Origin of the sequence: Actinacidiphila glaucinigra (assembly GCF_900188405.1) — a bacterium.
Classification (GTDB): Bacteria; Actinomycetota; Actinomycetes; order Streptomycetales; family Streptomycetaceae; genus Actinacidiphila; species Actinacidiphila glaucinigra.
In genome coordinates this window covers 19455-46008 of sequence record NZ_FZOF01000018.1, presented here as the reverse complement: position 1 = coordinate 46008, position 26554 = coordinate 19455, and the positions used below count along the sequence as shown (strand labels likewise).

The following is a 26554-nucleotide window of genomic DNA, read 5'->3' as shown; positions in this document are numbered from 1 at the left end:
CGGCCGTACGGGGCCTGCGCCCTGGCCCTGTCGGGCTACGGGAGCAGGCCCAGCCGGCTGCGGATGGCCTGGACGGCGCCCTCGGCGTCGTCCACGGTGACGGTGAAGTGCCGGCCGTTGCCGAGGTCGAGCACGACACCCGGCCCGCGGCGGACCACGACCGCGGTGCCCTGCTCGGGCCGCCAGCGGTAGCCCCAGCCGCCCCAGTGGCGGGGGCTGACGACGGGGGCGAGGTGGGCGTCGTTGATCTCCTCCCACCGGATCCGGCGGCGGGGCACGCCGATGTGGCCGCAGCGCACCTGGAGCCCGTCTCGGTCCACGTTCACGCGCACGTGCGTGAACGCGAGGGTTCCGAACAGCACCAGCAGCCCCGCCGCGATGCAGCCCACCACCGACATGACCAGCGGCACTGTGCCCGAGGTGTAGGGCGAGGTCACGGCGAGCTCGATGCCGAGCGCCATGCAGGCCGCCCCCGCGGCTGCGAGGAGCCACTGGAACCGGTTGCTCGCGTGGCCTGTCCACACCTGGGATGTACGCGCGTCGTCACGCTGCGCGTCCGTCATAGTGCGCAGCCTACTCATCCCACGGCGTATTGGCACCGTTGCACGGGGGGATACGCGCCGAGACGGACCGGCGCGCCGGGGCCCGGGGGGCGTGTGGCGTGGATCGCGGTGCGGGTCAGCACGCCTCGGCCGCCGCGGGAGCGGCGGCGGCGCCGAGGGAACGGCCCTCGGCGTAGGCCAGGGCCTCGGGCGTGACGGTGCCCGCCCGGCCGCTGAGGATCACCGCGAGGCTCCCGGTGGGTGCGGCGTCCGGCCGCGGCTCTGCGCCGATCCGGCGGAGCGTCTGGGCGGCGACGGCGTCGGCCGAGCCGTACAGCAGCGCGGGGGCGGCCAGCGCGGCCCGGATGCGGTCGGCGACCAGCTCGTAGTGGGTGCAGCCGAGGACGACCGCCTCGACGTCGGAGGGCGTGAGCGCGGCCGCGGCGGCGACCGCGCCGGCGGTCGCGGCCTCGTCGGCCCGGTCGACGGCGTCGGCGAGGCCGGGGCAGGGCACCTCGGTGATCTCGGCGCCGTTGCCGAAGTCCTCGATCAGTCCGCGCTGGTAGGGGCTGCCCGTGGTCGCCGGGGTCGCCCAGATCGCCACCTTGCGGGCCCCGGCGGCGGCCGGCTTGATCGCCGGGACGGTGCCGATGACCGGGACGGCGGGTTCCAGGGCCGCGCGCAGTGCGGGCAGCGCGTGCACGGTGGCGGTGTTGCAGGCCACGATCAGCGCCTGCGGACGGTGCTCCGCGGCGGCGAGGGCGCAGGCCAGGGCGTGCGCGGTGACGTCCTCGGGCGTGCGCGGGCCCCAGGGCATGCCGTCGGGGTCGGAGGAGAGCACCAGGTCCGCGTCGGGCCGCAGCCGGCGGATGGCGGCGGCCGCGGCGAGCAGGCCGATACCGGAGTCCATCAGCGCGATCTTCACGGGGCACAACCTTACGCGATGCGATCGTCGGCCCGCCCTGCGGCCGAACCGGGGGAAATGACGCACGCGGGAGGGCCTCGGCGGCAGACTGCCCGGGTGACGTGGCTGACGTGGGTGACCGTGGTGTCGTTGCTGGCGTGGGTGTGGCTGCTGCTGGCGCAGGGACTGTTCTGGCGGACGGACGTGCGGCTGCCGGCCGTCGCGGCGGAGCCGCGGGAGTGGCCGGACGTGGCGGTGGTCGTCCCGGCGCGGGACGAGGCGCAGGTGCTGCCGCGGAGCCTGCCGAGCGTCCTGGCGCAGCGCTACCCGGGACGCGCCGAGGTCGTCCTGGTGGACGACGGCAGCAGCGACGGCACCGGGGAACTGGCCCGCGGGCTGGCGGACCGGGCGGACGGGCTGCCGCTGCGCGTGGTCTCGCCGGGGCCCGTCCCGGAGGGCTGGACAGGGAAGCTGTGGGCGGTGCGGCACGGCATCGAGGTGGCCACCTCGTCCGGCGGCCCGGAGTTCCTGCTGCTGACGGACGCCGACATCGCACACGGCCCGGACTCGTTGCGCCACTTGGTCGCCGCGGCTGAGGGCGCCGGTCTGGACATGGTGTCGCAGATGGCCCGGCTGCGGGTCGCCACCACCTGGGAGCGGCTGATCGTCCCCGCCTTCGTCTACTTCTTCGCGCAGCTCTACCCGTTCCGCCGGGTGAACCGGCCGCGCGCCAGGACCGCCGCGGCCGCCGGCGGGTGCGTGCTGATCCGCCGCTCGGCGGTGGAGCGCGCGAGGGTGCCCGACGCGATCCGGCACGCGGTGATCGACGACGTGGCGCTGGCCCGGGCCGTCCAGCGCGCGGGCGGGCGGATCTGGCTGGGCCTGGCCGACGAGGTCGACAGCGTCCGCCCCTACCCGGGCCTGGCCGAGCTGTGGCGGATGGTGTCGCGCAGCGCGTACGCGCAGCTGCGGCACAGCGCGGTGCTGCTGGCCGGCACGGTGCTCGGCCTGCTGCTCGTGTACGTGGTCCCGCCGCTCGCCGCGATCGGCGGGGCGCTCGCCGGCGACCGGTGGCTGTGCGCGGCGGGCGCGGCGGCGTGGGCCCTGATGTGCGGCACCTACCTGCCGATGCTCCGCTACTACCGGCAGCCGCCCTGGCCTGCGCTGCTGCTGCCGTTCACGGCGGTCCTCTATCTGCTGATGACGGTCGACTCGGCCGTGCAGCACGCCCGGGGCCGCGGGGCCGCGTGGAAGGGCCGCACCTACGCGCGGCCGCGGCCCGACGACGCCTCGGCGTAGACGACGGCGAGCCGGGCGCCGACGGCCGCCGTGCCGTAGCGGCGCCGGGTGCGGTCGGCGAGGACCGTGGGCCGGCGCGCGGACAGCCGGGCGGCGCCCTCCACGAGCGCCCGGCCTAGGGCGGGGGCGTCACCCGGCTCGACGAGCACCCCGCCGTCGTGCCCGACGAGTTCGGGCAGCGCGCCGGTGCGGGTCCCGACGACGGGGGTGCCGCAGCACAGCGCGTCCAGCGCGCGAACGCAGAAGCTCTCCACGTGGCTCGCCATCAGGAAGAGGTCGGCGTGCGCGACGGTGTGCAGCGCCTCGGCACGGCCGCGGGCCCGGCGGACCGTGACGAAGTGGGCCACTCCGCACTTGCGTATCAGCTCGCGCACGTCGGCGGGGAGTTCGGCGGACCCCTCGGCGATGACGTCCAGCCGCAGCCGCGGGTCCCTGACCCTGGCGGTGGCGAAGGCGTGGACCAGCACCTCCCAGCCCTCGTACGCCTCGAAGCGCCCGGCGGCCACCACCCGCACCGGGTCCTGGCTGATCCGGGTCCGGGCGGGCACCGGCGGCAGCAACTCGGGGCCGACGGGGTGCGGGACCAGGCGGTGCCGGCCGGGGAGCCGGAGTTCGCCGAGCCGCAGCAGCACGGCGTCGCTGACCGCCAGGACGGCGGCGGCCTCGCGGTAGATCCGGGCGCGGACCCGTCGCGCGGGCCGGCCGGGGAGCGGGCGCGTGGGGTGGCCGAACAGGCAGGGGTCGTCCTCGGTGAGGACGTACGGCAGCCCGGCGGACCGTGCGAGCCGGGGCAGCAGCTCCTGGGCGCCCGGCAGATGGCCGTGCAGGAGGTCGAACCGGCCGCACTCGGCCGCCTCGTGGCGCAGCACGCCCTCGACGCGGCCCGCGGTGACCCGGCGCGCCACGGTGCCGCCGTGGGGGACGGCGACCTGGTAGTGGTGCGGCCGCTCGGGATCGCGGCCGGCGTAGGGGAGCCCGCGGACGGCGGGCAGGGTCAACGCGTGGACGGCCACCACGTCGACGACGTCGGCGACGGCCGCCGCGGCCTTGTGCCATTCGTCCGGCCGTGCCGGCCGGTTCTGCCCGAAGAGCATGGCGACGCGCATGGCTCACTGTGGCACATCAGGGGCCTCCCGGGACGAAGTTCTCCGGAGTCACGGAAACGCCGCGTTCCTCCTTCGTGCGGGTGACCTGTTGGTGCGCGAGAGTGTCGGCCCCGTCACCCTCCGGCACCATCCGGCCGGGCACTTCCCCGCGCCCGTGTTCCCACGTGACGAGGGGTAACGCCCCAGGCCCAGCGCCTTTACGGGATCCGAACGGCGGCCACGGACCGATTTCCTCCGATTCGATGGCAATAAGGTTCAGCCGTCACTCACTGCACATGAAATGACCTGCTAATCGGTCTCCCCAACCAGCACATCGTGGGCTTAACTTATGGGCTATGACCTCCCCCCGCGGTTCTTACGGCGGTGGCTACTACACGTCGCCGTTCTTCCCCGACACCCCGATCTACGACAGCCTGGTCGCAGAGCGGGGCACCCCCCAGATCGCGCCGATCCGCGTCCCGTCCGCGTACGAGACCACCGGCAGCAATCTCCCGGCCCTGCCGGCCGCGCTCCCCGCGCTGCCCGCCGGTCCCTCCCACCACTCCTCCGCGCCGAGCACGCCGTCGTACTCCGGCTACTCGGCGCCCGGTTACCAGCAGCCCCAGCTGCAGCAGGCGCCGGCGCCCTACATCCCGCAGCAGGCCACCGCGCCCCGGCCCGCGGCCTTCAACGGCGGGTACCAGACGCAGCAGGCCCCGCAGCAGTACCAGGGCCCGGCCGGCTACGAGCAGGTGCGTCCCGCCGCGGCCCCGCGTCCGGCGCCGCCGCGCCCCGTGGCGCCCACCGGCTACGACGAGCAGCCGTACCAGCGGCGCAACCTCGGCCAGGGCTACTACTCGGGCTGACGCCCACGGGCGGCCCGGTCCCCGCCGACGGGTGACCGCGCCGCCTGGCACGATGGCGGAATGACGACTCCGACGCCGACACCCCGCCTCAGCGCACTGCACGTCCACCCCGTCAAGTCACTCGGTGGACAGCGGTTGTCCGAGGCAGAGGTGGAGCCGTGGGGGCTCGCCGGAGACCGCCGGTGGATGCTCGCCGACGCTGCGGGACGATGTGTCACGCAGCGCGAGCAGCCCCGGCTGGCCCTGGCGCGCGCGGAGTCGTCCCCCGGCGGTGGGCTGCTGCTCACCGCCCCGGGGATGCCGCTGCTGGACATCGCCGTACCGGGACCGTCCACGACGGTCCCGGTGCACATATGGGGCGACAAGGTGGAGGCCGTACCCGCGGGAGAGGCGGCCGCCGCCTGGTTCGCCGGGTACCTGGGGGTGGAGGTCACCCTCGTCCACCTCGACGACCCCGGCCGCCGCCGCCCGATCGACCCGGACTACGCACTCCCCGGTGAGACCGTCAGCTTCGCCGACGGCTTCCCCCTGCTCGTGACGACCGAGGCCTCGCTGGCCGCCCTCAACGCGCTGATCGCCGCGGGCGACCACCCCGGGGAGGGGCCGCTGCCCATGGACCGCTTCCGTCCCAACGCCGTGATCGCGGGGACCGACGCCTGGGCCGAGGACACCTGGACCCGGATCCGCATCGGGGAAGTCGAATTCCGCGTGGTGAAGCCCTGCGGACGTTGCGTGGTGACGACGACGGACCAGGACACGGCGCTCCGCGGCCGGGAGCCGCTGCGCACCCTCGCGCGCCACCGCAGATTCGGGGGCAGACTGGTTTTCGGACAGAATCTCGTGCCCGTACGACCCGGAACACTCCGGGTGGGCGACGCGTTGTTGTCAATGGACTGAACGCGTCCCGAGACCGCGGCACGGTCCGGGCCCCGGCGGGTGCCGGCGTGAGATGGCCCCCTCCCGCCCGGTCCATGCCGCGCATGTGCCGTGCCATGTGCGGTACTTGGACGGTGATAGGGGGTGCGACGACCGATGACGGCCACGCACGTGCGGTGGTGGCGTTGGCGGAAGAACAGCCTGCGCCGCCGTTCCGACGTGTTCGAGGCCTGTGCGGGGGTCGCGGCGGGGTGCGCCATCGTCCTGGGGGCGCCGGCCGCGGGGCTGACGGCCGGGCTGGCCGTGGACCACTCCCTCCAGCACACCGTCAGGGTCCAGCACGCCAACCGCACGCAGGTCGCCGCCGTGGTGCTCAAGGCCGGGCCGCGTGAGGCCGCCGATCCCGACCCCGAGTCCGGCCGCGTCCGCGAGGAACGCCGCGACGCCGTGGTCCGCTGGACCGCGCCGGACGGACACGTCCACACCGCCCAGGTGCGGGTGGGCGCCGCCCACGACAAGGGCGACCACGTCGCCATGTGGACCGACAAGTCCGGGGCCGTGCCCGCACCCGCTCCCCTGGACTCCCGCTCCGCCACCACGCACGCGATGCTCGCCGGCATCGGCACCTTCCTCGCCGCGAGCGTGCTGGGGTTGATGGGGCGCCAGTTGCTCATGTGGCAGCTGATGCGCCGCAGGCTCGCCGAGTGGGAGCGCGAGTGGGCCGCGGCCGGCCAGAGCTGGGGCCGGGCCGGAGCGGGCGGCTGACCACACCGGGTACGCACGCCGGTGCTTGCGATCATCCGCAATCGGCCTCATCCGGCCGGATCCATCAGGTGATCCATCAGCATCTGGGTGCTGGCGCGCGCCCGGCGCGCGCTACCGTGGAGGCCCCCAGGTCGGCGCAGTGCAAGAGGACGGGGCAGAGCATCTCCATGGCACACGGCGTGGTTCAGGTGACGCACACCAGCAGTTCGCGGTGGCGCCGCCGCACGGGAGAGTACGAGAGCCTCGCCGCGGCCCTGGATGCGGCCGCCGAGGGCGACGTGCTCTCGGTCAACCCCGGGACCTACCGGGAGAACCTCGTCGTGGAGAAGGTCATAACGCTCCGCGCGGCCGAGGGGCCGGGCTCCGTGCGGATCGCCCCGCCGGCCGGTGTCGCCCTGACCGTCCGCGCCGCGGCGACGGTCCAGGACCTCTCCGTCGAGGGGCAGGACACCTCCGCCGCCGCCCTGCTCGTCGAGAGCGCCACGCCCGAACTCACCGGACTGCGGGTCAGCACCCGTTCCGCGGTGGGCATAGAGGTCCGCGACGGGGCGCGGCCGACCGTACGCCGCTGCACCGTGGACAACCCGGCCGGGCTCGGGATCAGCGTCCTGGAGGCCGCGGGCGGCCTGTTCGAGGAATGCGAGGTGGTGGCCGCCGGCCAGACCGGCATCTCGGTGCGCGGCGGCGCCTCCCCCCGGCTGGAACGCTGCCGGGTCCGCAACGCCTCCGGCGCGGGGATCTCCCTCACCGGGGAGGGCACCGTGGCCGAGGCCGTCGGCTGCGAGGTGTACGAGGTCAAGGGCACCGGCGTACAGGTCGCCTCGCGCGCCGCCGGACACCTCACCGAGTGCCAGGTGCACCGCACCACCGGCGACGGCATCACCCTGGACACCGACGCGGTCCTGACCCTCTCCGACTGCGACATCCACGACGTGCCCGAGAACGCCGTCGACCTGCGCTCCCGCGCGGTCCTCACCCTCACCCGCACCACGGTGCGGCGCTTCGGCCGCAACGGGCTGTCGGTCTGGGACCCGGGCACCCGGGTGGACGCCAACCAGTGCGAGATCCACGACAGCCAGGGCGACTACCCGGCGGTCTGGGTCAGCGACGGCGCGGCCGTCGTCCTCGACTCCTGCCGCGTGCACGACGTGCCCGACGCCCTGTTCGTACTCGACCGGGGCTCACGCGCCGACGTCGTCGACAGCGACATCTCCCAGGTCCGCAACACCGCGGTCTCGGTCAGCGACGGCGCCACCGTGCAACTCGACGACTGCCGCATCCGCGAGGCCTCCACCGGCGCCTGGTTCCGCGACCACGGCAGCGGCGGCACGCTGTCCGCCTGCACCATCGACGACACGGCGACCGGTGTCATCGTGACGAAGGGCGCCGACCCCACGTTGGAGCGCTGCGTCGTCACCAACCCGGCCGAGGCCGGGTTCTACGTCTCCGCGGGGGGCCGCGGGACCTTCACCGGCTGCAGGGTCACGGGCAGCCGGGGCTACGGCTTCCACATCATCGACGGGTGCCGCTCCACGCTCACCCGCTGCCGCACGGAGCGCTGTGCGCGCGGCGGTTACGAGTTCGCCGAGCCGGGCCCGGTGACGGAGGACTGCACCGGGGACCAGAGCGGTGAGCGCCGTACCGTGCCCGAATCGCCGGGTGTGCCCGCTCCGGCGGGCGAACGGCAGCCCGCGGCTGCGTCGTTCGGGCTGCTCGGCGGGCTGCCGGTGACACCGACCGGCGGCACCGAGGCGGCGTCCGTGCCCGCCCCCTCCCCGGCCGGGGACACCCGGCCCTCGGACGAGGTCCTGGCCGAACTCGACGCGCTGGTGGGCCTGGAGAACGTCAAGCGTGAGGTGCGCTCCCTGATCGACCTGATCGCGGTGGGCCGCAGACGCCGCGAGGCCGGGCTCAAGGCCCCCTCCCCGCGCCGCCACCTGGTCTTCACCGGCTCCCCGGGCACGGGCAAGACGACCGTCGCCCGGCTCTACGGCGAGATCCTGGCCACCCTGGGCGTGCTGGAGCGCGGCCACCTGGTGGAGGTGGCCCGCGTCGACCTGGTGGGCGAGCACATCGGCTCGACGGCCATCCGCACCCAGGAGGCCTTCGAACGTGCCCGGGGCGGGGTCCTGTTCATCGACGAGGCGTACGCCCTCGCCCCCGAGGACTCCGGCCGGGACTTCGGGCGGGAGGCGATCGACACCCTGGTGAAGCTGATGGAGGACCACCGCGACGCCGTGGTGGTGATCGTCGCGGGCTACACGGCGGAGATGGAGCACTTCCTGTCCGCCAACCCCGGTGTCGCCTCCCGCTTCTCGCGGACCATCACCTTCGACGACTACACCCCGGTCGAACTGCTGCGGATCGTGCGGGCCCAGGCCGAGGAACACGAGTACCAGCTCTCCGAGGACACCGGCGAGGCGCTGTACAAGTACTTCACCGCGATCCCCAAGGGCCCGGCCTTCGGCAACGGCCGCACCGCCCGGCAGACCTTCGAGGCCATGGTCGAGCGCCATGCGGGCCGGCTCGCCCGGATCAGCGAGCCCAGCCATGAGGAGCTGCAGCTGCTCTACCCCGAGGACCTCCCCCCGCTGCCCTGACCCTGCACGGGCAGCGTCCCCTCCGTGTTCCGCTGGAGCCAGCCGAGCAGCGCGCCGCGCTCGGCCGCGAAGGCCGGATCGGCCTGGTAGTCGAAGTGGGTCAGCAGGGGCGCGGGCAGCGGGTGTTCCTCCGTCCGCCCGTACGCCGCAGGATCGGGCAGCGGCGCACGGTCGACCGGTGGCCCGGGCTCGTCGAGGTGGACCGGGCCGCCGATGGGATCCGTACGCCGCCACAGATTGCGCCAGGCGTGCAGCTCGCCGTGGAGCGAGGTCAGGGCGGGGGGCCCGAAGTAGGCCGGGAACCAGCGCCCATACAGCCGTCCCAGCGGAGAACCGTAGGTGAGCAGGGCGATCCTCGCCCGGGTCGCCGGATCCAGCTGCCAGACCGCCGCCGCGGCCAGGACGCTCCCCTGGGAGTGCCCGGAGAGGATGATCCGGCCGCGGTGCGCCCGCGTCCAGGTCGTCATGCGCCAGGTGAGGTCGGGCACGGCGCGCTCGGCGTAGCAGGGCGGGGCAAAGGGGTGCGCGGCGCGGGGCCAGAAAGTGCCCACGTCCCAGAGGATGCCCACGGTGCGGCGTGCCCCGGCGTCGCGGTAGGCCCTGCGGCCGAGCGCGATCAGGGCGACCACGCCGGCGCCGACCAGCCAGGAACCGAGGTTCTGGGCGGTCTCGGCGACCGTGCGCACCCATCCGGGCGCGCCGGCCCCGGCGCGCCCGGGGACGGCGCCGCTCAGCCAGGCCCCGGCGAGCGCCCCCGCGCCCAGCAGAAAGGCCACGATCCCGACGACCCCGATGAACAGGGCGGCCTGGTCGGTGAGTTCCGCCCTGGCGCGGGCGATGGCGATCTGGCGGCTGCGCGCGGGCTCGTGCTCCTCCCCCGGGTAGTCCGCCTCCACCTTCGGCACCAACGCCCGGGTCCGCCGCAGCAGCCGCCTGCCGCGCACGACGACCACCACGGCCAGCACCAGCAGCAGCACCGGGATCGCCGAGGCCTGCCAGGACAGCAGCACGGGCGGCCCGGCGACGACGCCGCCCCCGCTGCCGGGCGTGGCACCGCGGTCGAGCCAGTCCGCGACCCGCTGGGCGATCCCTCCGGTGAGCACCCCGCCGAGGGAGCACGCCAGCAGGGCCACCGCCGGTCCGCCCAGGCCGCGCAACTCCGCCCGGCCGCCGCCTGAGCGGTGCATCAGACGGGCGACGCACGCGAGCGCCACGAGCAACAGCCCCTGGGTGAGGGCGAGCCAGCCGAAGGCCTCCCCGGACGGCAGCCGCCCCGCGGCGCTCCAGCCCGGCCGGTGCCAGCAGGCGTATCCGGCCGCGGCCAGCAGCGCGGCGGCCGTCCCGCCGAGCATCACCCGCGCCAGCCGTGGATCCAGGGCCTCGTCCGGCGCGTGCTCGCTGCGTCCCATGCCGCAGGTCACGGCGACCACCGCGACCGTCAACCCGGCCAGGGCGCCGGTCAGCAGCCAGCCGACGGCGGCGAGTATCCGGATCCCGCCCACGTCCATGTCCCGTTCCAGCGGGGGGACGACCAGCGCGACCGCCACCGCGAGCAGCCCGGCCGCCGTGTGGGCCGCACGGAGCCGGGCCACCAGCCGCCGCCCGTACCAGAAGCCGCGCCGGGCCAGCGGCGTGACGTCCGGCCCCTCGCGCTCGTCGGGATGCGCGCCGGGCAGGGGCCGCTGGGACTCGTAGGCGTACCAGGTCCGCCGGGAGAGCCACCACAGCAGCAGGGTCAGCCCGGCGGGCAGCGCCGCCCCGGCGGCGATCCGGCGCCCAGGCTCGCCGGCGGCGAGGAAGGAGAGCCAGCTCTTGCCGCCCGCGCAGGCGGCGTTGCCCGCGCACTGCCAGGCCACCAGGTCCATCGCGACCTCGCAGGCCGCGGCCACCAGCAGCACCGTCAGGGACAGCGCCAGCAGCCGGACCAGCACGTCGTACGCCCGGTCCAGGCCCGGCCGGGAGACCGGCGGCCGCATCCAGTGGGCCAGATTGGCCACCATGAAGGGGAGCAGGAGCAGCCAGAGCGCGCGACTGCCGTCCCCGGACGTCAGATTGCACCAGGAGTAGGCGTCGGGCACCGGGCCCTCGCCGTACTCCGGCGAGCGGCGCTCCGCGTCGGCGTCGGCGGCACGCCGGTAGATCCCGGCGGTGTCGTCACCGCAGACGCGCGTGATGCGCGGGTCGTTGAGCATCGTCTGCGGCGTCGTCCCGCCGACGCCGTGGACCAGCAGCTCGAGCGACAGCTCCGTCCGTACCGTATCCGACCGCATCGCGATCGCCTCCCGTACTTTCCCCGTGGCGCGCGTACGGCATCGCGCGTATTCAGAATCGGGCACACGTACCAGTACTGGACAGAGGTGTTCACGAATGCCACCCGAACGTGTCACACGCGGTGCGTGTGGGACCGGTCACCCCGCCCCTTTCGCCCCCCGTCGCGCGGGGGAGGTCGTGGAAGGATGGCGAGACTGCCGGTCCGGGCAGCATCGGGATCACATCAGAGGATGGGACGGGACCTCGGGTGAGCGACAACCAGAACCTGCTCGCGGAACAGCGGCGTGCGCTGATCCTGGACGAGGTCCGGCGGCGCGGCGGGGTCCGGGTCAACGAGCTGACCCGGAGGCTGAACGTCTCGGACATGACCGTCCGCCGCGACCTCGACGCGCTCGCCCGTCAGGGCGTGGTCGAGAAGGTCCACGGCGGCGCCGTGCCGGTCGCCCCGGCCAGCAGCCACGAGCCGGGCTTCGAGGCGAAGGCGGGCCTCGAACCCGGGGCCAAGGAGGCCATCGCCCGCGCCGCCGCGCGGCTGGTCACCCCCGGCAGCGCCATCGCGCTCACCGGCGGCACGACGACGTACGCCCTCGCCCACCATCTGCTCGACGTGCCGGACCTCACCGTGGTCACCAACTCCGTACGGGTCGCCGACGTCTTCCACTCCGCGGCCCGCGGCGCGGCCGCGGGCCGCGAGGGCGCCGCGACCGTCGTCCTCACCGGCGGTGTGCGCACCCCCTCGGACTCCCTCGTCGGCCCCGTCGCGGACCGGGCGATCGGCTCGCTCCACTTCGACCTGCTCTTCCTCGGCGTCCACGGGATCTCGGTCGAGGCGGGCCTGTCCACCCCCAACCTGGCCGAGGCGGAGACCAACCGGCGCTTCGTCCGCTCCGCCCGCCGGGTGGTCGTGATCGCCGACCACACCAAGTGGGGCACCGTGGGCCTGAGCTCCTTCGCCACACTGGAGGACGTGGACACCCTCGTCACGGACGCGGGCATCCCCGAGGTGCTCCGGGCGGAGATCGCCGAGCACCTGTCGGACCTCGTCGTCGCCGGAGAGCCGGGGGACTCGGAGCCGGGCACCGGCACGGGCGAGGGTCCCGCAGACAACTGACGGTCCATCAACTACCGTACGGCGCATGACGCGCCGACTGCGCCCCACACGCCAGGTGGACCTGGACTTCCTCGTCTCAGCGCCGCTCCGTCTCGTCTTCGCCGCCGACGCGGCGGCGCCGCCCGACGCCGTCCACACCGCTCTCGCCAAGGACACCGAGGGCTGGACGGCGTGGTTCGACGCCGTCACGGCCGCCGTGCCGACCGCGACGGGCCGCGCGGTCGGGCTGCGCGGGGGAATCCGCTTCGAGGAGACGGTCCTCGCCGACGAACCCCCGCGACGCTTCGCCTATCGGGTCGACGCGACCAACGCCCCCGGCCTGCGCGCCCTGCTGGAGGAGTGGGCGCTCTCCCCCACCGCGGCCGGCGGCACCCGTGTGCGCTGGACCTTCGCCGCCGACGGCCGGCCGGCCCTTCGCGCCTTCCTGCTCATGTCCCGGCCGGGCCTGGGCCTGTCCTTCCGTTCCGCGGTCCGCTCGCTGGACCGCCGGCTGGCCTCCTGAGCGGGTCCGGGGGCCTCAGGTGCGGGAGACGGTGCCGCAGTCCCCGGGCCCGGACCGCTCGGCCGCCAGGTCCCTGCTGCGGTCGTAGGGGTCCACGGTGGGCCCCGACCGATCGGCGTCGTCACCCTGCGAGGCGTCGGAGGCGAACTGCGGGTGGAGCCAGCCGTCGTGGACGGAACAGGCCGAGTTGGCGATGTCGTCGTCGTACCGGGTGATCGCGAACTTGCCGGGGGTGACCCGGTAGCGGGACGGGTCGGGGAACTCCACGTCCAGGATGCGGCGGATGATCGTCCGGGCGACCTCGGTGGATCCGGACCCCGCCTTCACCACGGGGTACACGAAGGTGTAGTCGGCGTGGACGACGACGGCGCGGTCCTTGCCCTTCGTGAAGGCCATCCGGCCGCGGGCCTTGACCACGTCTCCCGCCAGGGCGACTTCGGAGGGCTTGAAGCGCACCGCGAGCCGGAGCGGGTCGTTCTTCTCGGTCGGCTCGCGGAAGGCCGTCTCGAACCGGGTGCGCGTCTCGCGCTGGCTCGGATCGAGCATCCCCAGGGCCGCGTCCGGGCGTTCGCCCCGAAGCGTCGCGGGGTCGAGGTTGGTGTCGACCAGATACGCCTTGACGTTCTTCAGGGCCGACGTGACCTGCGCCGACGTCATCCAGCCGGCCGGCCACGCCTTCGGCGGGACGATCCCCGCGGCGCCGTCGGCGTACTGCTTCGCCGGAGAGCCGGCGAACGGGTCCTGGAGCGTGGGCGTGCCGGGGAACGGCTCCTTCGAAGGGGCACTCGTCGGCTCCGCCGTCTCGATGGGGAGCGGCGTGGAGTCCGGGGCCGCGCCGCCGTCGCCGCCGCGCATCGAGTCCAGCGCCCAGCCCGGGTTCAGGGCGAACAGCAGCACCCCGACGGCGGCGAGGACACCGATCAGCCCGAGCCAACGGCCGCGCCGGTGGCCGCGCTCCTCGACCCCGTAGACCGCGGGGCCGGTGCGCCAGCCTTCCGGCCGCGCGGGCGGCGGGTTGCCGCGTCCCCTGCGCTTGCCGCGGCGCGCCGCCTCCTCGTCCTGCTGCCGCAGCCGCTCGGTGACCATACGGGCGCGCGCGGAGGGTTCCTTGGGCGCGGACGCGCGGATCTCCGCCTCGGAGTCCTGTACGAAACGGTCCCAGACGTCGTCGGGAATGGAGGGGACGTCGTCGGGGGACGGCGGGGAGGTGGTCACCGGAGGCTCTCTCACAAGGGCGGGCTGACAGGACTTTCTATGGCCGAACACAGGTTCCCACAAGTCCCGTCGGCCCCGCCGCGTCCGCGATCGGCGCCTCAGCGGTATTCCGCGAGCCGCGGCCGCACCCCCACGACGACGAGTACCGCCGCGACGCCGAGGAGACCCGCGGGAACGGCGGGCCAGCCGTCGAGCCCGGAGCGCGCGGCGTCCGTGCGCGAGACGAAGTCGGCCTGCTGGTCCCGGGCGAGGGCGTCCAGGGTGGTCGCGAAGTCCCAGAAGTCGAAGCCCACCTCACCGCGGCCGACGTCCGTGAGCACCACGGCCGCCTCGTCGATCCGCTTGCCGGCCATCAGCTCGACGAGCTTGCGGTCGTCGGCGCGGAAATGCCCGTAGCGCTCGTTGACGTCGGCGTACGCGCGACGCTCGTCCGCCGAGGCCCAGCCACCGGGCGCGAGCAGTCCCTCCAGCCGCCGGTTGAGCGCGTCGAGTTCGGCGCGCTGCTGCGGCTCCGCGCCGTTGACGAGCCACCGGCTCTGGGTGGCGGCGGCCTCGGCGGCGACGGCACGGGCCTGCGCGAGCCGCGACCAGGGGCGCAGCCCGTCCCGGGTACCGGCGTCGAGGTCGGCGGCGGCGCCGGTGAAGGAGACCACCCCGGCCAGGGTGACACCGAGCGCCACGGCCGTCGCGGCGGCCAGCGCCGGGTTGAGCACGCGACGGTAACGGCGCGCCAGGTCGCGCTGCCACCACAGGAGTACGGCGACGGCGACCAGGCCGAGGACGCCCACGGCCACGGCCGAGCCCCATGCGGCGTCCTGCGCGGTGCGTGAGGCCGCGACGGCCTGCGCGTCGTAGGCGTTCGCCAGCGTCGCGACCTTGGGCAGCAGATGGCTGTGCATGATGTCGCCCGCCTCCGCGGAGAACGCGACGGCGACCGCCGGGGGGTGGCCCGCGGCCCGCTCGTGGTGCTGTTCGTCGACGTAGGCGGCACGGCCGCCGGCGTCGTCGTAGCGCCCGAGCAGGTCGAGGATGCCGCGCACCTGCGCGGCGTGGGCCTCGTCGCCGCCGAGCTGCCGCAGGAGGTCGCTGGCCTGGGCACGGCGCTGCTGCGCGGTGATGAGCGCGAGCAGCCGGTTGCCGACCGACACCTCGGGGTCGTCGGCCGCGTGCCCGGGCACCAGCTGGTTGGCGCGCTGGGCGTCCAGGTCCGCGAGGGCGAAGCCGAGTTCGGCGGCGACGGCGGCGCGGTGCGCGGACGTGTCGCGCAGCCGCTCCGCGTCCGACCGGACGGCGACGGCCCCGACAACCACGGCGAGGCACAGGGCGAGGACGGCGACGAGTGCGGCGGTCGCCTGGACGACCAGCCGCGCCGGAGGCGGCATGCGCCGGCGCCGCGCCCGGACGGGCGGCACCGGCGCCCGGGGCGCCGGCGGTGCGGACGCACCGGGCGCGGGGGGCGGCGGCGCGACCGCCGGAGGCGCCACTTGAGAGATCGTCATATCGGGACGCTAAGAGCGCCCGGAGAAGGGAAGGCGGTACTCCGGCGGACCCCGGGTGACCACGACGTAACAGAACGGAACGGACGGACCGGGTCAGTCCCGCCAGTCCCCCGCCGCCAGGAAGGCGTCGATGGTCGCGGCGTACGGCCCGATGACCAGGCCCTGTTCGGCGACCCAGGCATCGGAGTAGTACTTGTCCAGGTACCGGTCGCCGGGATCGCACAGCAAGGTGACGACACTGCCCGTGCGGCCCGCCGCGACCATCTCCGAGACGATCTTGAACGCGCTCCACAGTCCGGTCCCCGTCGACCCGCCGGCCTTGCGCCCGATGGCCGCCTCCAGGGCGCGCACCGCAGCCACGGAGGCCGCGTCCGGCACCTTCATCATCCGGTCGATGGCACCGGGCACGAAACTCGGCTCCACCCTGGGGCGGCCGATGCCCTCGATCCGCGAACCCCGTTCGCAGCACACGGCGTCGTCACCGCTCACCCAGCCGTCGAAGAACACCGAGTTCTCCGGGTCCGCGACGCACACCAGGGTGTCGTACTGCATGTAGTGGACGTAGCGGGCGATGGTGGCCGATGTGCCGCCGGTGCCGGCGGTCGCCACGATCCACGCCGGGCAGGGGTTCCGCTCCAGGCGCAGCTGCTGGTAGATCGACTCGGCGATGTTGTTGTTGCCGCGCCAGTCGGTGGCGCGCTCGGCGTAGGTGAACTGGTCCATGTAGTGGCCGCCGCTCTCCTGCGCGAGGCGGGCGGACACCTCGTAGACCGTCCGCGGGTCGTCCACCAGGTGGCACCGGCCGCCGTGGAACTCGATCAGCCGCTGCTTCTCCCAGCTCGTGGTGCGCGGGATGACGGCGATGAACGGCACGCCGACCAGGGCGGCGAAGTACGCCTCGGACACCGCGGTCGAGCCGCTGGAGGCCTCGATGACGGGCTTGCCCGGCCGGATCCAGCCGTTGCACAGGCCGTAGAGGAAGAGCGAGCGGGCGAGGCGGTGCTTGAGGCTGCCGGTCGGGTGGGTCGACTCGTCCTTCAGATAGAGGTCGATGCCCCATGCATCGGGGAGCGGGAAGCGCAACAGGTGGGTGTCGGCGGAGCGGTTGGCGTCCGCCTGGACTTTTCGCACGGCCTCTTTGAGCCATCCTCGGTAGTCCGGGTCGGTCCGGTCCACATCGACGGTGGACATGGCCTCCGTCGTCCTCCCACGGTCCTCGCGGTCACCCTTCTCGTTGCCGCCCACCTGCGCCGCCTTCCCCTCGCGCCTGTGTCCCGATCATAGGCAGACGCTGGTGCGGCGCCCTCCGGAGCGGGCAGACTGCGACCGGACGAAGGAGGGGATGCGCCGTGTCCGAAGCGGAGTTCAGCGCCACAGGGGTACGGATCGGACGGCGGCTGAGGTCGCTCACCCGGGGCGGGCAGGTCGTGATCCAGGACGGCCGCCTGGTGCTGCTCACCAGCCGCGGGCGGGAGATCGACAGCGCGCCGGTGGAGGACGTCCACGCCCTGACCCCGCGTTTCGCCGTGCGGCGGCGCACCCTGACCCGGCTCAACGGCACGGGCTACTTCCTGACCCTGCGCAAGCAGGGCACGGCTTCGGCGGGCCGCTTCCTGGACGCCCTGCGAACCGCCCGGGAGCGGGTCGCGCGCCGTTGACGCGAACGGAACGGCACTCTCCGCGTTCACGGAGTTGCGGTAAGCATCCATCGGGGTGATCCTTGAGTGGCGTCACGGAGTCACTGCAGCAGTCACTCACAGCAAACCCGCAAAGGTGTTCCCATTCCATGCGGGCGGGGCATGCCCCGGTCACAGGGGCGCGCCCTCCACCGCGGAGGGAGTCGCAGCCGTGATCAGCTCAGAAGGCAGTAAGCGGCAGTGCGCTCTGGAACTTGAGGCACTGCCGTCCCGGATCCAGCAGGTACGCCGTATCGTCGCCGCTCAGCTGCGGTACTGGCGGCTGGACCCCCTGACCGACCCCACTCTGCTGGGTATCACCGAACTGCTCGGCAACGTCCACCGGCACGCCCGGCCGGACAAGCGCTGTTCCGTCGAGCTGAGCTTCGCCTCCGGCTGGCTCACCGTCGCCGTCTCGGACAACGATCCGCGCCTGCCGCGGGTCCGCGAGTTCGAGCCCCTGGCCACCTGCGGCCGCGGCCTCGCCATGGTCGTGTCGATGAGCGACAGTTGGGGCACCGAGACCCTCAACGACGGTGGCAAGGTCGTGTGGTTCACGCTCCGGGCCGAGGCCACCGTCTCGCCCAGGGCGATGATCGAGCAGGTCTCGGCGGCCGTGGTCCGCAAGGTCGCCCCGCGGACGCTGCCGGTGCTCCCCGAGACGCCGGAGGCCTGGCCGCCGGTGCTCGATCGGCTGGTCCCGGCGGCGGCCGAACCGGTTCTGGTCTGACGCGCGGCCGCCGCACCCCTCGAGGGGCACGGCGGCCGTGGCCCTCCGGGCCGTCGTCGGCGGACTCATTCCGCGGCGATGGCCCTCAGTACGTCCAGACGCGCCGCGCGCCGGGCCGGGCGCCATCCGGCCAGGACCCCGGCGACGAGCCCGACCAGCAGCACGACCGCGAGCCGGCCGGGCGGCACCGCGAAAGCACTCGTGCCCGCGGAGTCCGAGGCCTTGACCAGCGCCCAGCCGAGGAACGCCCCGAGCGCCAGGCCGCCGGCCGTGCCGAAGGCGGCGACCAGGACCGACTCCCAGCGGACCATGGACCGCAACTGGCTCCTGGTCTGCCCGACCGCCCGCAGCAGCCCCAGTTCGCGGGTGCGTTCGTGCACCGACAGGGTGAGCGTGTTGGCGATGCCCAGCAGCGCGATGAGGACGGCCAGCGCGAGCAGCGCGTAGACGAGCGTCAGCATGATGTCCACGCCCGAGGCGGCGGATTCCGCGTACTCCTGGCGGGTCTGCACCTCGGGGTTGCCGTATCCGCGGGCGGCCTCCTGGACGGCTGCCCGTCCGTCGTCCGGCGCGACGCCGTCCTTGAAGGCGACGGCGACGAGGGCGTCGGAATCCTGCACCTTGTGCGGTTCCCAGGCGGTACGGGTGACGATGTAGTCGCCGCCGAGGCCCGCCTCCTGGTAGACGGCGCGCACGGTGAAGCGCCGGCGGGCGCCGTCGGCGAAGGCCAGCACCATGGTGCTGCCCGGCGCCCAGTGGTGCTTGTCCGCCTCCTGACGGGAGACGGCGATGCCGTCCCGGCCGAGGCCGCTCAGCGAACCGTCGACGGCTCCGAGATCGAGCACCCGGGTCAGGGCGACGGGGTCGGTGACCGTCAGCTGCCGCCCACCGCCGTCGACTTCGGCGACGCCCTTGCCGAGCCCGACCGCGGTCGCCACCTCGGGCAGCCTTCCCACGGCGGGCGCGAGCTTCGGGCTGAGACCGCCCGCACCCGCACCGAACCCCGAGGCCGTCACGGCGACGTCCCCGGCGAAGGACCGGTCCACGGTCCGGTCCATGGTGGCCTTCAGCGAGGCGCCGAAGACCGTGAAGAGCGACACAACGGCGACGCCGATCATCAGCGCGGTGGCGGTGGCCGCGGTGCGCTTCGGGCTGCGCAGTGCGTTGCGCCGGGCCAGCGCCCCGGTGACGCCGCGCAGCCGCGCCAGTGGTGCGCCGAGGACGCGTACCGCGTACGAGGAGGCGACCGGCCCCAGGACCACGAACGCGACGACGACGAGGGCGGCTCCTGCGGAGGTGAGCCACACCTGGGGGGTGCCCGCCGCGCCCGCCACGGTCGCCGCGGCACCGGCCGCCGCGAGTACCGCCCCCAGCAGTGCCCGTCCGCGCGAGGCGCCGGAGTGGTCGACAGCGGTCTCGCGCAGCGCGGCGAGCGGCGCCGTCCGGCCGGCCCGGACGGCGGGCAGCACGGCCGAACCGGCGCACACCAGCAGGCCTACGCCGAGCGGTACGGCCATCGCGGTGGCGCCGACGACCAGTTCACCCTCCGGGAAGGGGAATCCGACGGCCGGGAACAGCGCCTGGAGCCCGGCCGCGATGCCGATCCCGCCGAGGAGCCCGGCGGCCGAGGCGGCCAGCCCCACGGCCACGGCTTCGGCGAGGGTCGAGCCCAGCACCTGGCGCCGGGACGCGCCGAGCGCCCTCAACAGGGCGTTCTCCCGCGTGCGCTGGGCGACGACGATCGCGAAGGTGTTGTGGATGCTGAAGGTCGCCACCAGCAGGGCGATCCCGGCGAACACCGTCAGCAGGGTCGTGAACAGCGACAGGAACCGCCCCGAGACCTGGTCGAGGTTCTCGTCCGCGGCCTGCTGCCCGGTGACCGCCTCGACGCCGTGGGGCACCACGCCCGCGACACGCCTCGCCAGTTCCTCCTGGCCGACACCGGAATCCGCGCGCACCTTGATCGTGGACGCCCGGCCGGGAGCCGGCATCAGCCGGCGCTCGGCGTCGGCGCGGGTGAGGCCGGTGAAGGTCGACTGGCCCATGCCGTCCTCGCCGCCGAAGGTGACCAGCCCCACGATGGTCACGCGCAGCGGATCAGGGGTGCGCAGCACAGTGGTGTCCCCGAGGCCCAGCCCGCCCTTCTCGGCCGCGGCGCGGTTCACCACGGCCTCGCCGGAGGTCCTGGGGGCGCGGCCCTCGGCGAGGACGTAAGGGTTGAGCCCGGCGTCGTCGATCCAGTTCCCGGCGAGCGTGGGCGGACCCTGGCCGCCGACGGGCTCGCCGTCGCGGCCGACGAGCTGACCGGCGCCCTCGATGGCGGGCGCGACCGCCGCCACCCCGGGCACGGAGCGCAGCCGCGTCACGAGCGCGGTGTCCACGGGCTCGCGGGTGCCCTGTCCCTCCCCGGGGACGGTGACGACGTCGGCGCTGCGGACGACGACGGCGGTGCCGCTGTTGGCGTTCGCGAAGAGTGTGTCGAAACTCGCGCGCAGGGTGTCCCCCATCACCATGGTGCCGGCGAGGAAGGCGACACCCAGGAAGACCGCCAGGAAGGTGCCGGCGAAACGGCGCTTGTGGGCCCTCAGGGAGGACAGGCTCAGCCGCAGCGACGCGCGGGCCGGTCCGGTCGGCGCGCTCACGACGTCACCCGCTGCCGTGGTGCGGTGCCGCGACCCGTGTCGCGGGAGGAGTCGAAGGCCTTCATACGGTCGAGGACCTTCTCCGCGGTCGGGTCGGCCATCGTGTCCACCAGGCGTCCGTCGGCGAGGAAGACGACCTCGTCGGCGTGGGCGGCGGCGACCGGGTCGTGGGTGACCATGACGACGGTGCGGCCCATGTCGTGGACGGCCCGCCCCAGCAGACGCAGCACCTCCTCGCCGGAGCGCGAGTCGAGGTTGCCGGTGGGCTCGTCGGCGAAGACGACCTCGGGCCGCCCGGCGAGCGCACGGGCCACCGCCACGCGCTGCTGCTGGCCCCCGGAGAGCTCGCTCGGGCGGTGCCGCAGCCGGTCGCCCAGGCCGACGACGTCGATCAGGGCGTCCACCCACTCGCGGTCCGTCCCCGTACCGGCCAGGTCCTGGGGCAGGGTGATGTTCTCCGCCACGGTCAGGGTCGGCAGCAGGTTGAAGGACTGGAAGACGAAGCCGACCCGCTGCCGGCGCAGCAGCGTCAACTGCCGGTCCCCGAGCGCGCCCAGCTCGGTGTCGCCGATCCAGGCGGTCCCGGAGGTGAGGGTGTCCAGACCGGCGGCGCAGTGCATGAGGGTGGACTTCCCCGATCCGGAGGGGCCCATGATCGCGGTGAACCGTCCGCCGGGGAAGCCCACCGTGACCCCGTCCAGGGCGCGCACTCGGGCGTCACCCGTCCCGTAGGTCTTGACGGCGTCGACGACGCGGGCGGCGGTCATCGCTCCCCGCCCTTGGAGAAGCGGCCGAACTGCTCGTCCAGGACGGACAGCCGGCGCCGGTACTCGTCCTCGTCGATCTCGCCCGCGGCGAAGCGGCGGCCCAGTGCGGCGATCGGCGAGTGCTCGCCGATCGCCGCACTGGCGTGCCAGGGGCCGCGGCCCAGGCCCCGGCGCCACATGGTGCGGCGCAGCAGGAATGCGACGCCCGCGATGACGGCGGCCCAGATCAGGGGGAAGAACAGGATCCAGGGGCCGGGTCCCCCGTCCCAGTGGTCGGCGAGCGAGGTCAGTGCGGTGGCGTCCATTGCGATGCGTCTCCTTGGTGATGCCGTGTTTCCCGACACCACGAGACTGGTCCGCCGGGCGCCGCCGGTCGTCGTACGGCCAGCGGCACCTCGGGTACCACCCGGGGAGTACGGCCGTTGTCGGTGCCTGCGCCTAGCATGCGGATCATGTGGCGATGCACGGGTCTGCGATGGGTGTCCGGGGGCCCGGTGTGGACCTGGTGGCACCCCCGCCTCGGCGACCGGCGCAGTCCCGTGCGCCTCGGCGACCCGCTGGCGCTCGCCGTGCAACCGGGCGCGGTACGGCGGTGCACGGGCGTGTGGCGTTCGGGGCGCTGGACCCCGTGCCCGCGGGCCGCGGAGCTTCCCGCGCAGGCGCGCCGCGACCAGTGCGAGCAGTGCGCGGCGCTGGACCGCTCCCGTTCCGTGGCCGCGGACACGCGGCTGGACGACCCGCGGCCCTTCGCGGTGTACCTGGCCTGGTTCGGCCCCGGTCTGGGCAAGGTCGGCATCACTGCGGCCGAACGGGGCAGCGCGCGGCTGCTCGAACAGGCGGCGATCTGCTTCACGTTCCTCGGCCGGGGCCCGCTGATGGCCGCGCGCCGCACCGAGACGGTCCTCGGGACGGCGCTTGGCATCCCGGACCGGGTGTCGACGTCCGCGAAGCGTGCCGCCCGCGCCGCGCTGCCGCCCGCGGCCGCACGGGAGGCCGAGCTGCGGGCGCTGCACGAGGCGGCGGCCGCGGTCCCCGACTGGCGGGACACACTGGCGGCCACCGCGTTCCAAGCCGTCGACCACGCGGCGGTGTTCGGACTGGAGCCCGAGGCACCGCGGGCGACCGCCGTGGTGACCGGGCTCGCCCCGGGGACCGCCCTGGGCGGCACCGTCGTGGCCGTGGCGGGAGGCGACGTCTACCTCCGCACCGCCGGACCGGCCGGCGGTGTCCTGCTGCTCGACTCCCGCCTGGTGCCGGGATGGCCGCTGACCTCTCCGGCGCAGGACATGCCTGCGCCGCCCTCCAAGGCGCTGCCGCCGCCCACCGCGCCCCCGGAGCCGCTGTTCTGACGGCCCGCCGGTGGCTTTCTGGGGAGGCTAGGCGCCGAGCGCCGTGAGCGGGTCGTCCAGCACCGGCTGCCAGGCCAGTTCGGCGGCTCCCACAAGGCTGTTGTGGTCCAGGGCGCAGGCGAGCAGTGGGACGCCGCCGCTGCGTCCCCACAGGCTGCGTTCGGCGACCACGGCGCGCAGTCGCTCCGGGTCCGCGTCGAGCAGCCAGCGGTGCAGGCCGCCGAGCAGGATCCGGTCGGGGTTGAGGACGTTGACCAGTCCCGCGAGTCCCTGACCGAGGTGGTCGATGAGGCGGTCGGCGGCGCTGCGCACGGCGGGGTCGTCGTACTCCTCACGGAGCAGGGCACGGCACTGGTCCGGCAGCGAGCCCTCGGGGCCGGGGATGCGGCCGGCGGCCTCCAGGAAGGCGAGGGGGTCCACTTCGACGTCGAGGCAGCCGCGGCTGCCGCAATGGCAGGGACGGCCCTCGGGGTTGACGGTGAGGTGGCCGACCTCGAGGGCGAGTCCCGCACTGCCGGTGTGGAGCTTGCCGTGCAGGACGAGGGCACCGCCCACGCCGCGGTGCCCGGTGGCGACGACCAGCAGGTGCTCGGCCCCCTGTCCGGCGCCGTGCCGGTGCTCGGCGAGCGCGGCGACGTTGACGTCGTTGCCGACGAAGCACGGCGGCGGCGCCCCGTTGGGGGAGATGATGCCGGACCGCCCGATCTGCTCGCGGAAGATGTCCAGCACCGGTGCGCCCGCGGGCCACGCGAGGTGCAGGGGGTTGAGCGCGGCGCCCTCCGGCTCGGCGACGGCGGACGGCACGGCGAGGCCGGCGCCCGCGCACGCCCGGCCGGCGGCGTCCAGCAACTCCGCGCCGGCCTCGACCACGGCGCCGAGGACCCGGGCGGGATCCGCGGGCACGGTCATGGCGACCGGCTTGGACGCGAGGATGTGGCCGCCGAGTCCGACCAGGGCGGCACGGAAACCGTCGGCGTGGATCTGCGCGGCGAGGACGACGGGCCCCTCGGGGTTGACGGCCAGTCGGTGCGAGGGCCGGCCCTGCGCCCCGGCGGGTCCGCCCGGCCGGGTGTCGACACGGATCAGGCGCAGCGCCTCCAACTCGGCGGCGACGGCCCCCGCGGTCGCCCGCGTCACACCGAGTTCGGCGGTGAGCACGGCGCGGGTGGGCGCGCGCCCGGTGTGCACGAGCGCGAGCGCGGGACCGAGCGCACCGCGGCCCCGCTCCAACCTTGTCCGAGTCTGGGTCACAGTCCTATTCTCACTTTGTGCCGAGCCTAAACAAAATACGGAGCGTACTCGCCGGGCAAGATCGCGCAAGTCCGCCGTTCCCGCTGCGGAGCCTGCGAGTCGCCCTGACCGCGTTCTTCGCCCTCGACGGATTCGTCTTCGCCGGCTGGGTCGTTCGCATCCCCGCCGTCAAGGAGCAGGTCGGCGCCTCGGCGGGGGCGCTCGGTCTCGCGCTGCTCGGTGTGTCGGCGGGAGCGGTCGTGACCATGATCCCCGGCGGGCGGCTGTGCCGGCGCTTCGGGGCCCGGCAGGTGACCGTCGGGACCGGCGCCGTCCTGTCACTGAGCGTCGCGCTTCCTGCCTTCACCCACTCCCCCGTCACCCTGGGTCTCGTGCTGCTCCTGCTCGGCGTGGGCTTCGGCGGCATGAACGTCGCGATGAACACCGTCGCCGTCGACCTGGTGGCCGCACTGCGGCGCCCCATCATGCCCGGTTTCCACGCGGCGTACAGTCTGGGCGGACTGGTCGGGGCGGGTGTCGGCGGACCGCTGGCGGCATGGCTGACGCCGGCCCAGCACCTCGTCGGCGTCGCCGCGTTCGGGCTCGTGGCCACCGTGCTGCTCGGACGGCTCCTGCTCCGGCACGCGATCCCCCGTCCCGTGGAGCACTCGGATCCCGCGGATCCGCCGGCCGTCGCCGCGGAGGGCGTGGACGGCAGCGTACGTCCCGGCGGCGCCCGGCGGATGGTCGCCGTCTTCGGGCTGATCGCCCTGTGCACCGCCTACGGCGAGGGGGCGCTCGCCGAATGGGGTCCGCTCCATCTGCAGGAGGACCTGCACGCCGGTCCGGCCCTCGCGGCCGCCGGATACGCCGCCGTCGCCCTCGCGATGACCGCCGGACGGCTCTCCGGCACCGCCCTCCTGCTGCGGCTCGGCCCGACCCGGGCGGTGGTGCTCGGCGGACTGACGGCGTGTGCCGGCATGCTGCTGGGGGCGTTCGGTCCGACGGTCTGGCTCGTCCTGACCGGCTTCGCGCTCACCGGACTCGGGCTAGCCAACGTCTTCCCGGTGGCGATCGGCCGGGCCGGCGCCCTCGGCGGCTCCGGCGGTGTGGCCACCGCCTCCACCCTGGGGTACGCGGGCTTCCTGCTCGGGCCGCCCACCATCGGCTTCCTCGCCGACGGCTTCGGGCTGCCGGTCGCGCTCACCACGGTCGCCGCTCTTGCGGCGGTGGCCGCCGTGGTCGCGCACACGACCCGGCACGCGTCGGCGGCCGCCGGCGTCTGACACGTCCGTCCGATGCCGCCCACGGCCAGGGGGCCCGGCCTCGTCACGCGGGACCGCCGCCGAGGTCGCCACGCACGCTGAGCGAGTGCGGCCCGGCCGTCGGTGGTGGCTGCCACAATCGCCCCATGGAGACAGCCGAGTTCATCGAGGCACTGCGACGCGACGGCGCGCTGCTCGCCGACGCCGCGGAAGCGGCCGGGCTCGACACCGAGGTGCCGTCCTGCCCGGGCTGGCGCGTGCGCGAACTGGTCCGTCATCAAGGGGCCGTGCACCGCTGGGCGACCCGTTATGTGGCGGAGGGACGCCGGCAGCCGGAGCCCATCGAGGCCGAGGTCCCGACGGACGAGGCCGCGCTGCTCCCCTGGTTCCGCGAGGGCCACGAGCGGCTGGTGGCGGCCCTCGATGCGGCACCCGACGACCTGGAGTGCTGGTACTTCCTCAAGGCTTCGTCCCCGCGGGCCTTCTGGGCGCGGCGTCAGGCGCACGAGACGGCGATCCACCGGGTCGACGCGGAACTGGCCCTGGGCCGGGATCCGTCCCCGATGGATCCGGGGTTCGCGGCCGACGGGGTCGACGAGTTGCTCGCGGGTTTCCACATCCGGCCGAGGAGCCGGGTCCGCAGCGAGACGCCCAGGACGCTCCGCGTGCGCACGACGGACACCGACGCCGAGCGGGACGACTGGCTCGCGCGCATGTCGGCCGATCCCCTGGTCGTCGAGCGGGCCGCGCCGGGCGCGGCGGACTGCACGGTGAGCGGCACCGCCGAGGAGCTCTACCTCACCCTCTGGAACCGGGGCGCGTACGAGAAGCTGCAGGTGACGGGGGATGCCTCCGTGATCGACCTGTGGCGGCGCACAGCGGCGATCGGCTGATTCGGCGCTCCCGGTCCGGGACGGGACCTCGGGTCACCGGCGACGCCGTACGCCTCAGACCTGCCCGAGCATCCGCTCCAGCACGGCACGCTGCACCGGCTTGACCTCTTCATGGCGGGCCCGTCCGGCGTCGGTCAGTGCGACCCGCACCCCGCGCCGGTCCTCGCTGCAGATCCCCCGGCTCACGAGGCCGTCCTTCTCCAGCCGGCCGACCAGCCGGGAGAGCGCGCTCTGGCTCAGGTGCACGCGGTCCGCGAGCTCCTGGACGCGATAGGTGCATCCGCCCTCGTCCGGGTTGCCCTCGGAGAGCAGGTCGAGCACCTCGAAGTCGCTCGCGCCCAGTCCGTGCGGGTTCAGCTCACGGTCGAGTTCGCACGCGGTGCGCGCGTGCAGGGAGAGGACCTCCCGCCACCGCTCAACGAGCACATGCTCACTCTTCACGCCGGTCATGGCCGCAGGATAGCAGA

The 26554-nt window shown here is 74.5% G+C and carries 24 protein-coding genes; 12 read left to right on the top strand and 12 right to left on the bottom strand.

Translation table 11 applies throughout. From position 1 onward, the window contains the following. Positions 1-35 precede the first annotated feature (35 nt). Both CHF15_RS28420 and CHF15_RS28415 read right to left on the bottom strand, forming a co-directional pair. The gene (locus CHF15_RS28420) at positions 36-563 is read right to left on the bottom strand and encodes a hypothetical protein (RefSeq protein ID WP_089226747.1); all 528 of its coding nucleotides are present in this window, start codon (positions 561-563) and stop codon (positions 36-38) included. Between the two features lie 115 nt (positions 564-678). After that, the gene (locus CHF15_RS28415; RefSeq protein ID WP_089226746.1) at positions 679-1467 is read right to left on the bottom strand and encodes a glutamate racemase; all 789 of its coding nucleotides are present in this window, start codon (positions 1465-1467) and stop codon (positions 679-681) included. A gap of 96 nt (positions 1468-1563) precedes the next feature. Here CHF15_RS28415 and CHF15_RS28410 point away from each other — a divergent pair, with 96 nt between their 5' ends. Next, positions 1564-2745: a glycosyltransferase gene (locus CHF15_RS28410; RefSeq protein ID WP_089226745.1), complete on the top strand. Its 1182-nt coding sequence runs from the start codon at positions 1564-1566 to the stop codon at positions 2743-2745. Here CHF15_RS28410 and CHF15_RS28405 read toward each other — a convergent pair. Continuing rightward, positions 2709-3851, bottom strand: a complete 1143-nt coding sequence (locus CHF15_RS28405; protein ID WP_089226744.1) for a glycosyltransferase family 4 protein — start codon at positions 3849-3851, stop codon at positions 2709-2711. The two genes, CHF15_RS28410 and CHF15_RS28405, sit on opposite strands and share 37 nt — an antisense overlap. A gap of 335 nt (positions 3852-4186) precedes the next feature. Between CHF15_RS28405 and CHF15_RS28400 the strand changes: the two genes are divergently transcribed. The 4 genes from CHF15_RS28400 to CHF15_RS28385 all read left to right on the top strand — a co-directional run bounded on the left by CHF15_RS28400 (position 4187) and on the right by CHF15_RS28385 (position 8937). Next, positions 4187-4696 (top strand): DUF6643 family protein, encoded by a 510-nt coding sequence (locus CHF15_RS28400; protein WP_018562685.1) that lies wholly within the window; start codon positions 4187-4189, stop codon positions 4694-4696. A 60-nt stretch (positions 4697-4756) separates the two neighbouring features. After that, positions 4757-5593, top strand: coding sequence for an MOSC domain-containing protein (locus CHF15_RS28395; RefSeq protein ID WP_089226743.1), 837 nt, complete (start codon positions 4757-4759; stop codon positions 5591-5593). A 135-nt stretch (positions 5594-5728) separates the two neighbouring features. Further along, on the top strand, positions 5729-6337 hold the full coding sequence (locus CHF15_RS28390; protein ID WP_089226742.1) for an Rv1733c family protein: 609 nt from the start codon (positions 5729-5731) through the stop codon (positions 6335-6337). Between the two features lie 167 nt (positions 6338-6504). Next, positions 6505-8937 carry a right-handed parallel beta-helix repeat-containing protein gene (locus tag CHF15_RS28385; protein WP_089226741.1) on the top strand — a complete coding sequence of 811 codons (2433 nt, stop codon included), beginning with the start codon at positions 6505-6507 and terminating at the stop codon, positions 8935-8937. On the opposite strand, the gene CHF15_RS28380 is transcribed toward CHF15_RS28385, so the two are convergent. Continuing rightward, positions 8907-11207, bottom strand: a complete 2301-nt coding sequence (locus CHF15_RS28380; protein WP_089226740.1) for a hypothetical protein — start codon at positions 11205-11207, stop codon at positions 8907-8909. The two genes, CHF15_RS28385 and CHF15_RS28380, sit on opposite strands and share 31 nt — an antisense overlap. A gap of 248 nt (positions 11208-11455) precedes the next feature. Between CHF15_RS28380 and CHF15_RS28375 the strand changes: the two genes are divergently transcribed. Beyond that, complete coding sequence (locus CHF15_RS28375; RefSeq protein ID WP_089226739.1) at positions 11456-12319, top strand: DeoR/GlpR family DNA-binding transcription regulator; 864 nt, start codon at positions 11456-11458, stop codon at positions 12317-12319. 25 nt (positions 12320-12344) lie between these two features. Continuing rightward, positions 12345-12821: an SRPBCC family protein gene (locus tag CHF15_RS28370; protein WP_089226738.1), complete on the top strand. Its 477-nt coding sequence runs from the start codon at positions 12345-12347 to the stop codon at positions 12819-12821. Positions 12822-12836: 15 nt separating this feature from the next. Here the strand turns inward: CHF15_RS28370 and CHF15_RS28365 are convergent, their stop codons facing one another. The 3 genes from CHF15_RS28365 to CHF15_RS28355 all read right to left on the bottom strand — a co-directional run bounded on the left by CHF15_RS28365 (position 12837) and on the right by CHF15_RS28355 (position 16726). Further along, positions 12837-14036 carry a hypothetical protein gene (locus tag CHF15_RS28365; protein WP_089226737.1) on the bottom strand — a complete coding sequence of 400 codons (1200 nt, stop codon included), beginning with the start codon at positions 14034-14036 and terminating at the stop codon, positions 12837-12839. Positions 14037-14134: 98 nt separating this feature from the next. Beyond that, positions 14135-15535, bottom strand: a complete 1401-nt coding sequence (locus CHF15_RS28360; RefSeq protein WP_143681650.1) for a hypothetical protein — start codon at positions 15533-15535, stop codon at positions 14135-14137. Between the two features lie 93 nt (positions 15536-15628). Further along, the gene (locus tag CHF15_RS28355) at positions 15629-16726 is read right to left on the bottom strand and encodes a PLP-dependent cysteine synthase family protein (protein WP_089226854.1); all 1098 of its coding nucleotides are present in this window, start codon (positions 16724-16726) and stop codon (positions 15629-15631) included. Between the two features lie 158 nt (positions 16727-16884). Here CHF15_RS28355 and CHF15_RS28350 point away from each other — a divergent pair, with 158 nt between their 5' ends. Beyond that, complete coding sequence (locus tag CHF15_RS28350; protein WP_089226735.1) at positions 16885-17193, top strand: hypothetical protein; 309 nt, start codon at positions 16885-16887, stop codon at positions 17191-17193. Positions 17194-17383: 190 nt separating this feature from the next. Then, a complete protein-coding gene (locus CHF15_RS28345; RefSeq protein WP_089226734.1) occupies positions 17384-17941 on the top strand; it encodes an ATP-binding protein in 558 nt (185 codons plus the stop codon). 65 nt (positions 17942-18006) lie between these two features. Here the strand turns inward: CHF15_RS28345 and CHF15_RS28340 are convergent, their stop codons facing one another. Genes CHF15_RS28340 through CHF15_RS28330 form a run of 3 tightly spaced genes read right to left on the bottom strand, consistent with a single transcriptional unit; the run spans position 18007 to position 21655 of the window. Continuing rightward, the gene (locus tag CHF15_RS28340) at positions 18007-20583 is read right to left on the bottom strand and encodes an ABC transporter permease (protein WP_089226733.1); all 2577 of its coding nucleotides are present in this window, start codon (positions 20581-20583) and stop codon (positions 18007-18009) included. Further along, positions 20580-21350: an ABC transporter ATP-binding protein gene (locus tag CHF15_RS28335; RefSeq protein WP_089226732.1), complete on the bottom strand. Its 771-nt coding sequence runs from the start codon at positions 21348-21350 to the stop codon at positions 20580-20582. The genes CHF15_RS28340 and CHF15_RS28335 overlap by 4 nt, the downstream gene beginning before the upstream one ends. Continuing rightward, a complete protein-coding gene (locus CHF15_RS28330) occupies positions 21347-21655 on the bottom strand; it encodes an SHOCT domain-containing protein (protein ID WP_410169664.1) in 309 nt (102 codons plus the stop codon). Before CHF15_RS28330 ends, CHF15_RS28335 begins: the two co-directional genes overlap by 4 nt. Before the next feature lie 147 nt (positions 21656-21802). On the opposite strand from CHF15_RS28330, the gene CHF15_RS28325 reads away from it, so the two are divergent. Continuing rightward, positions 21803-22699, top strand: coding sequence for a DUF2797 domain-containing protein (locus tag CHF15_RS28325; RefSeq protein WP_179280000.1), 897 nt, complete (start codon positions 21803-21805; stop codon positions 22697-22699). A gap of 27 nt (positions 22700-22726) precedes the next feature. Here the strand turns inward: CHF15_RS28325 and CHF15_RS28320 are convergent, their stop codons facing one another. Beyond that, positions 22727-23950 (bottom strand): ROK family protein, encoded by a 1224-nt coding sequence (locus CHF15_RS28320; RefSeq protein WP_089226730.1) that lies wholly within the window; start codon positions 23948-23950, stop codon positions 22727-22729. Positions 23951-23967: 17 nt separating this feature from the next. On the opposite strand from CHF15_RS28320, the gene CHF15_RS28315 reads away from it, so the two are divergent. Together CHF15_RS28315 and CHF15_RS28310 are read left to right on the top strand one after the other, a co-directional pair. Next, positions 23968-25215: an MFS transporter gene (locus CHF15_RS28315; protein ID WP_089226729.1), complete on the top strand. Its 1248-nt coding sequence runs from the start codon at positions 23968-23970 to the stop codon at positions 25213-25215. A 125-nt stretch (positions 25216-25340) separates the two neighbouring features. Further along, complete coding sequence (locus CHF15_RS28310) at positions 25341-26087, top strand: maleylpyruvate isomerase family mycothiol-dependent enzyme (protein ID WP_089226728.1); 747 nt, start codon at positions 25341-25343, stop codon at positions 26085-26087. A 54-nt stretch (positions 26088-26141) separates the two neighbouring features. Here the strand turns inward: CHF15_RS28310 and CHF15_RS28305 are convergent, their stop codons facing one another. Next, positions 26142-26537, bottom strand: a complete 396-nt coding sequence (locus CHF15_RS28305) for a MarR family winged helix-turn-helix transcriptional regulator (protein WP_089226727.1) — start codon at positions 26535-26537, stop codon at positions 26142-26144. Positions 26538-26554: the final 17 nt, after the last annotated feature.

Excerpts from the sequence above, each read along its gene's own strand:
- CHF15_RS28420 (WP_089226747.1), bottom strand. The coding sequence starts at position 563 with ATGACGGACGCGCAGCGTGACGACGCGCGTACATCCCAGGTGTGGACA.
- CHF15_RS28405 (WP_089226744.1), bottom strand. The coding sequence starts at position 3,851 with ATGCGCGTCGCCATGCTCTTCGGGCAGAACCGGCCGGCACGGCCGGAC.
- CHF15_RS28400 (WP_018562685.1), top strand. The coding sequence starts at position 4,187 with ATGACCTCCCCCCGCGGTTCTTACGGCGGTGGCTACTACACGTCGCCG.
- CHF15_RS28395 (WP_089226743.1), top strand. The coding sequence starts at position 4,757 with ATGACGACTCCGACGCCGACACCCCGCCTCAGCGCACTGCACGTCCAC.
- CHF15_RS28390 (WP_089226742.1), top strand. The coding sequence starts at position 5,729 with ATGACGGCCACGCACGTGCGGTGGTGGCGTTGGCGGAAGAACAGCCTG.
- CHF15_RS28385 (WP_089226741.1), top strand. The coding sequence starts at position 6,505 with ATGGCACACGGCGTGGTTCAGGTGACGCACACCAGCAGTTCGCGGTGG.
- CHF15_RS28380 (WP_089226740.1), bottom strand. The coding sequence starts at position 11,207 with ATGCGGTCGGATACGGTACGGACGGAGCTGTCGCTCGAGCTGCTGGTC.
- CHF15_RS28370 (WP_089226738.1), top strand. The coding sequence starts at position 12,345 with ATGACGCGCCGACTGCGCCCCACACGCCAGGTGGACCTGGACTTCCTC.
- CHF15_RS28360 (WP_143681650.1), bottom strand. The coding sequence starts at position 15,535 with ATGACGATCTCTCAAGTGGCGCCTCCGGCGGTCGCGCCGCCGCCCCCC.
- CHF15_RS28355 (WP_089226854.1), bottom strand. The coding sequence starts at position 16,726 with ATGTCCACCGTCGATGTGGACCGGACCGACCCGGACTACCGAGGATGG.
- CHF15_RS28335 (WP_089226732.1), bottom strand. The coding sequence starts at position 21,350 with ATGACCGCCGCCCGCGTCGTCGACGCCGTCAAGACCTACGGGACGGGT.
- CHF15_RS28330 (WP_410169664.1), bottom strand. The coding sequence starts at position 21,655 with ATGGACGCCACCGCACTGACCTCGCTCGCCGACCACTGGGACGGGGGA.
- CHF15_RS28325 (WP_179280000.1), top strand. The coding sequence starts at position 21,803 with ATGTGGCGATGCACGGGTCTGCGATGGGTGTCCGGGGGCCCGGTGTGG.
- CHF15_RS28310 (WP_089226728.1), top strand. The coding sequence starts at position 25,341 with ATGGAGACAGCCGAGTTCATCGAGGCACTGCGACGCGACGGCGCGCTG.
- CHF15_RS28305 (WP_089226727.1), bottom strand. The coding sequence starts at position 26,537 with ATGACCGGCGTGAAGAGTGAGCATGTGCTCGTTGAGCGGTGGCGGGAG.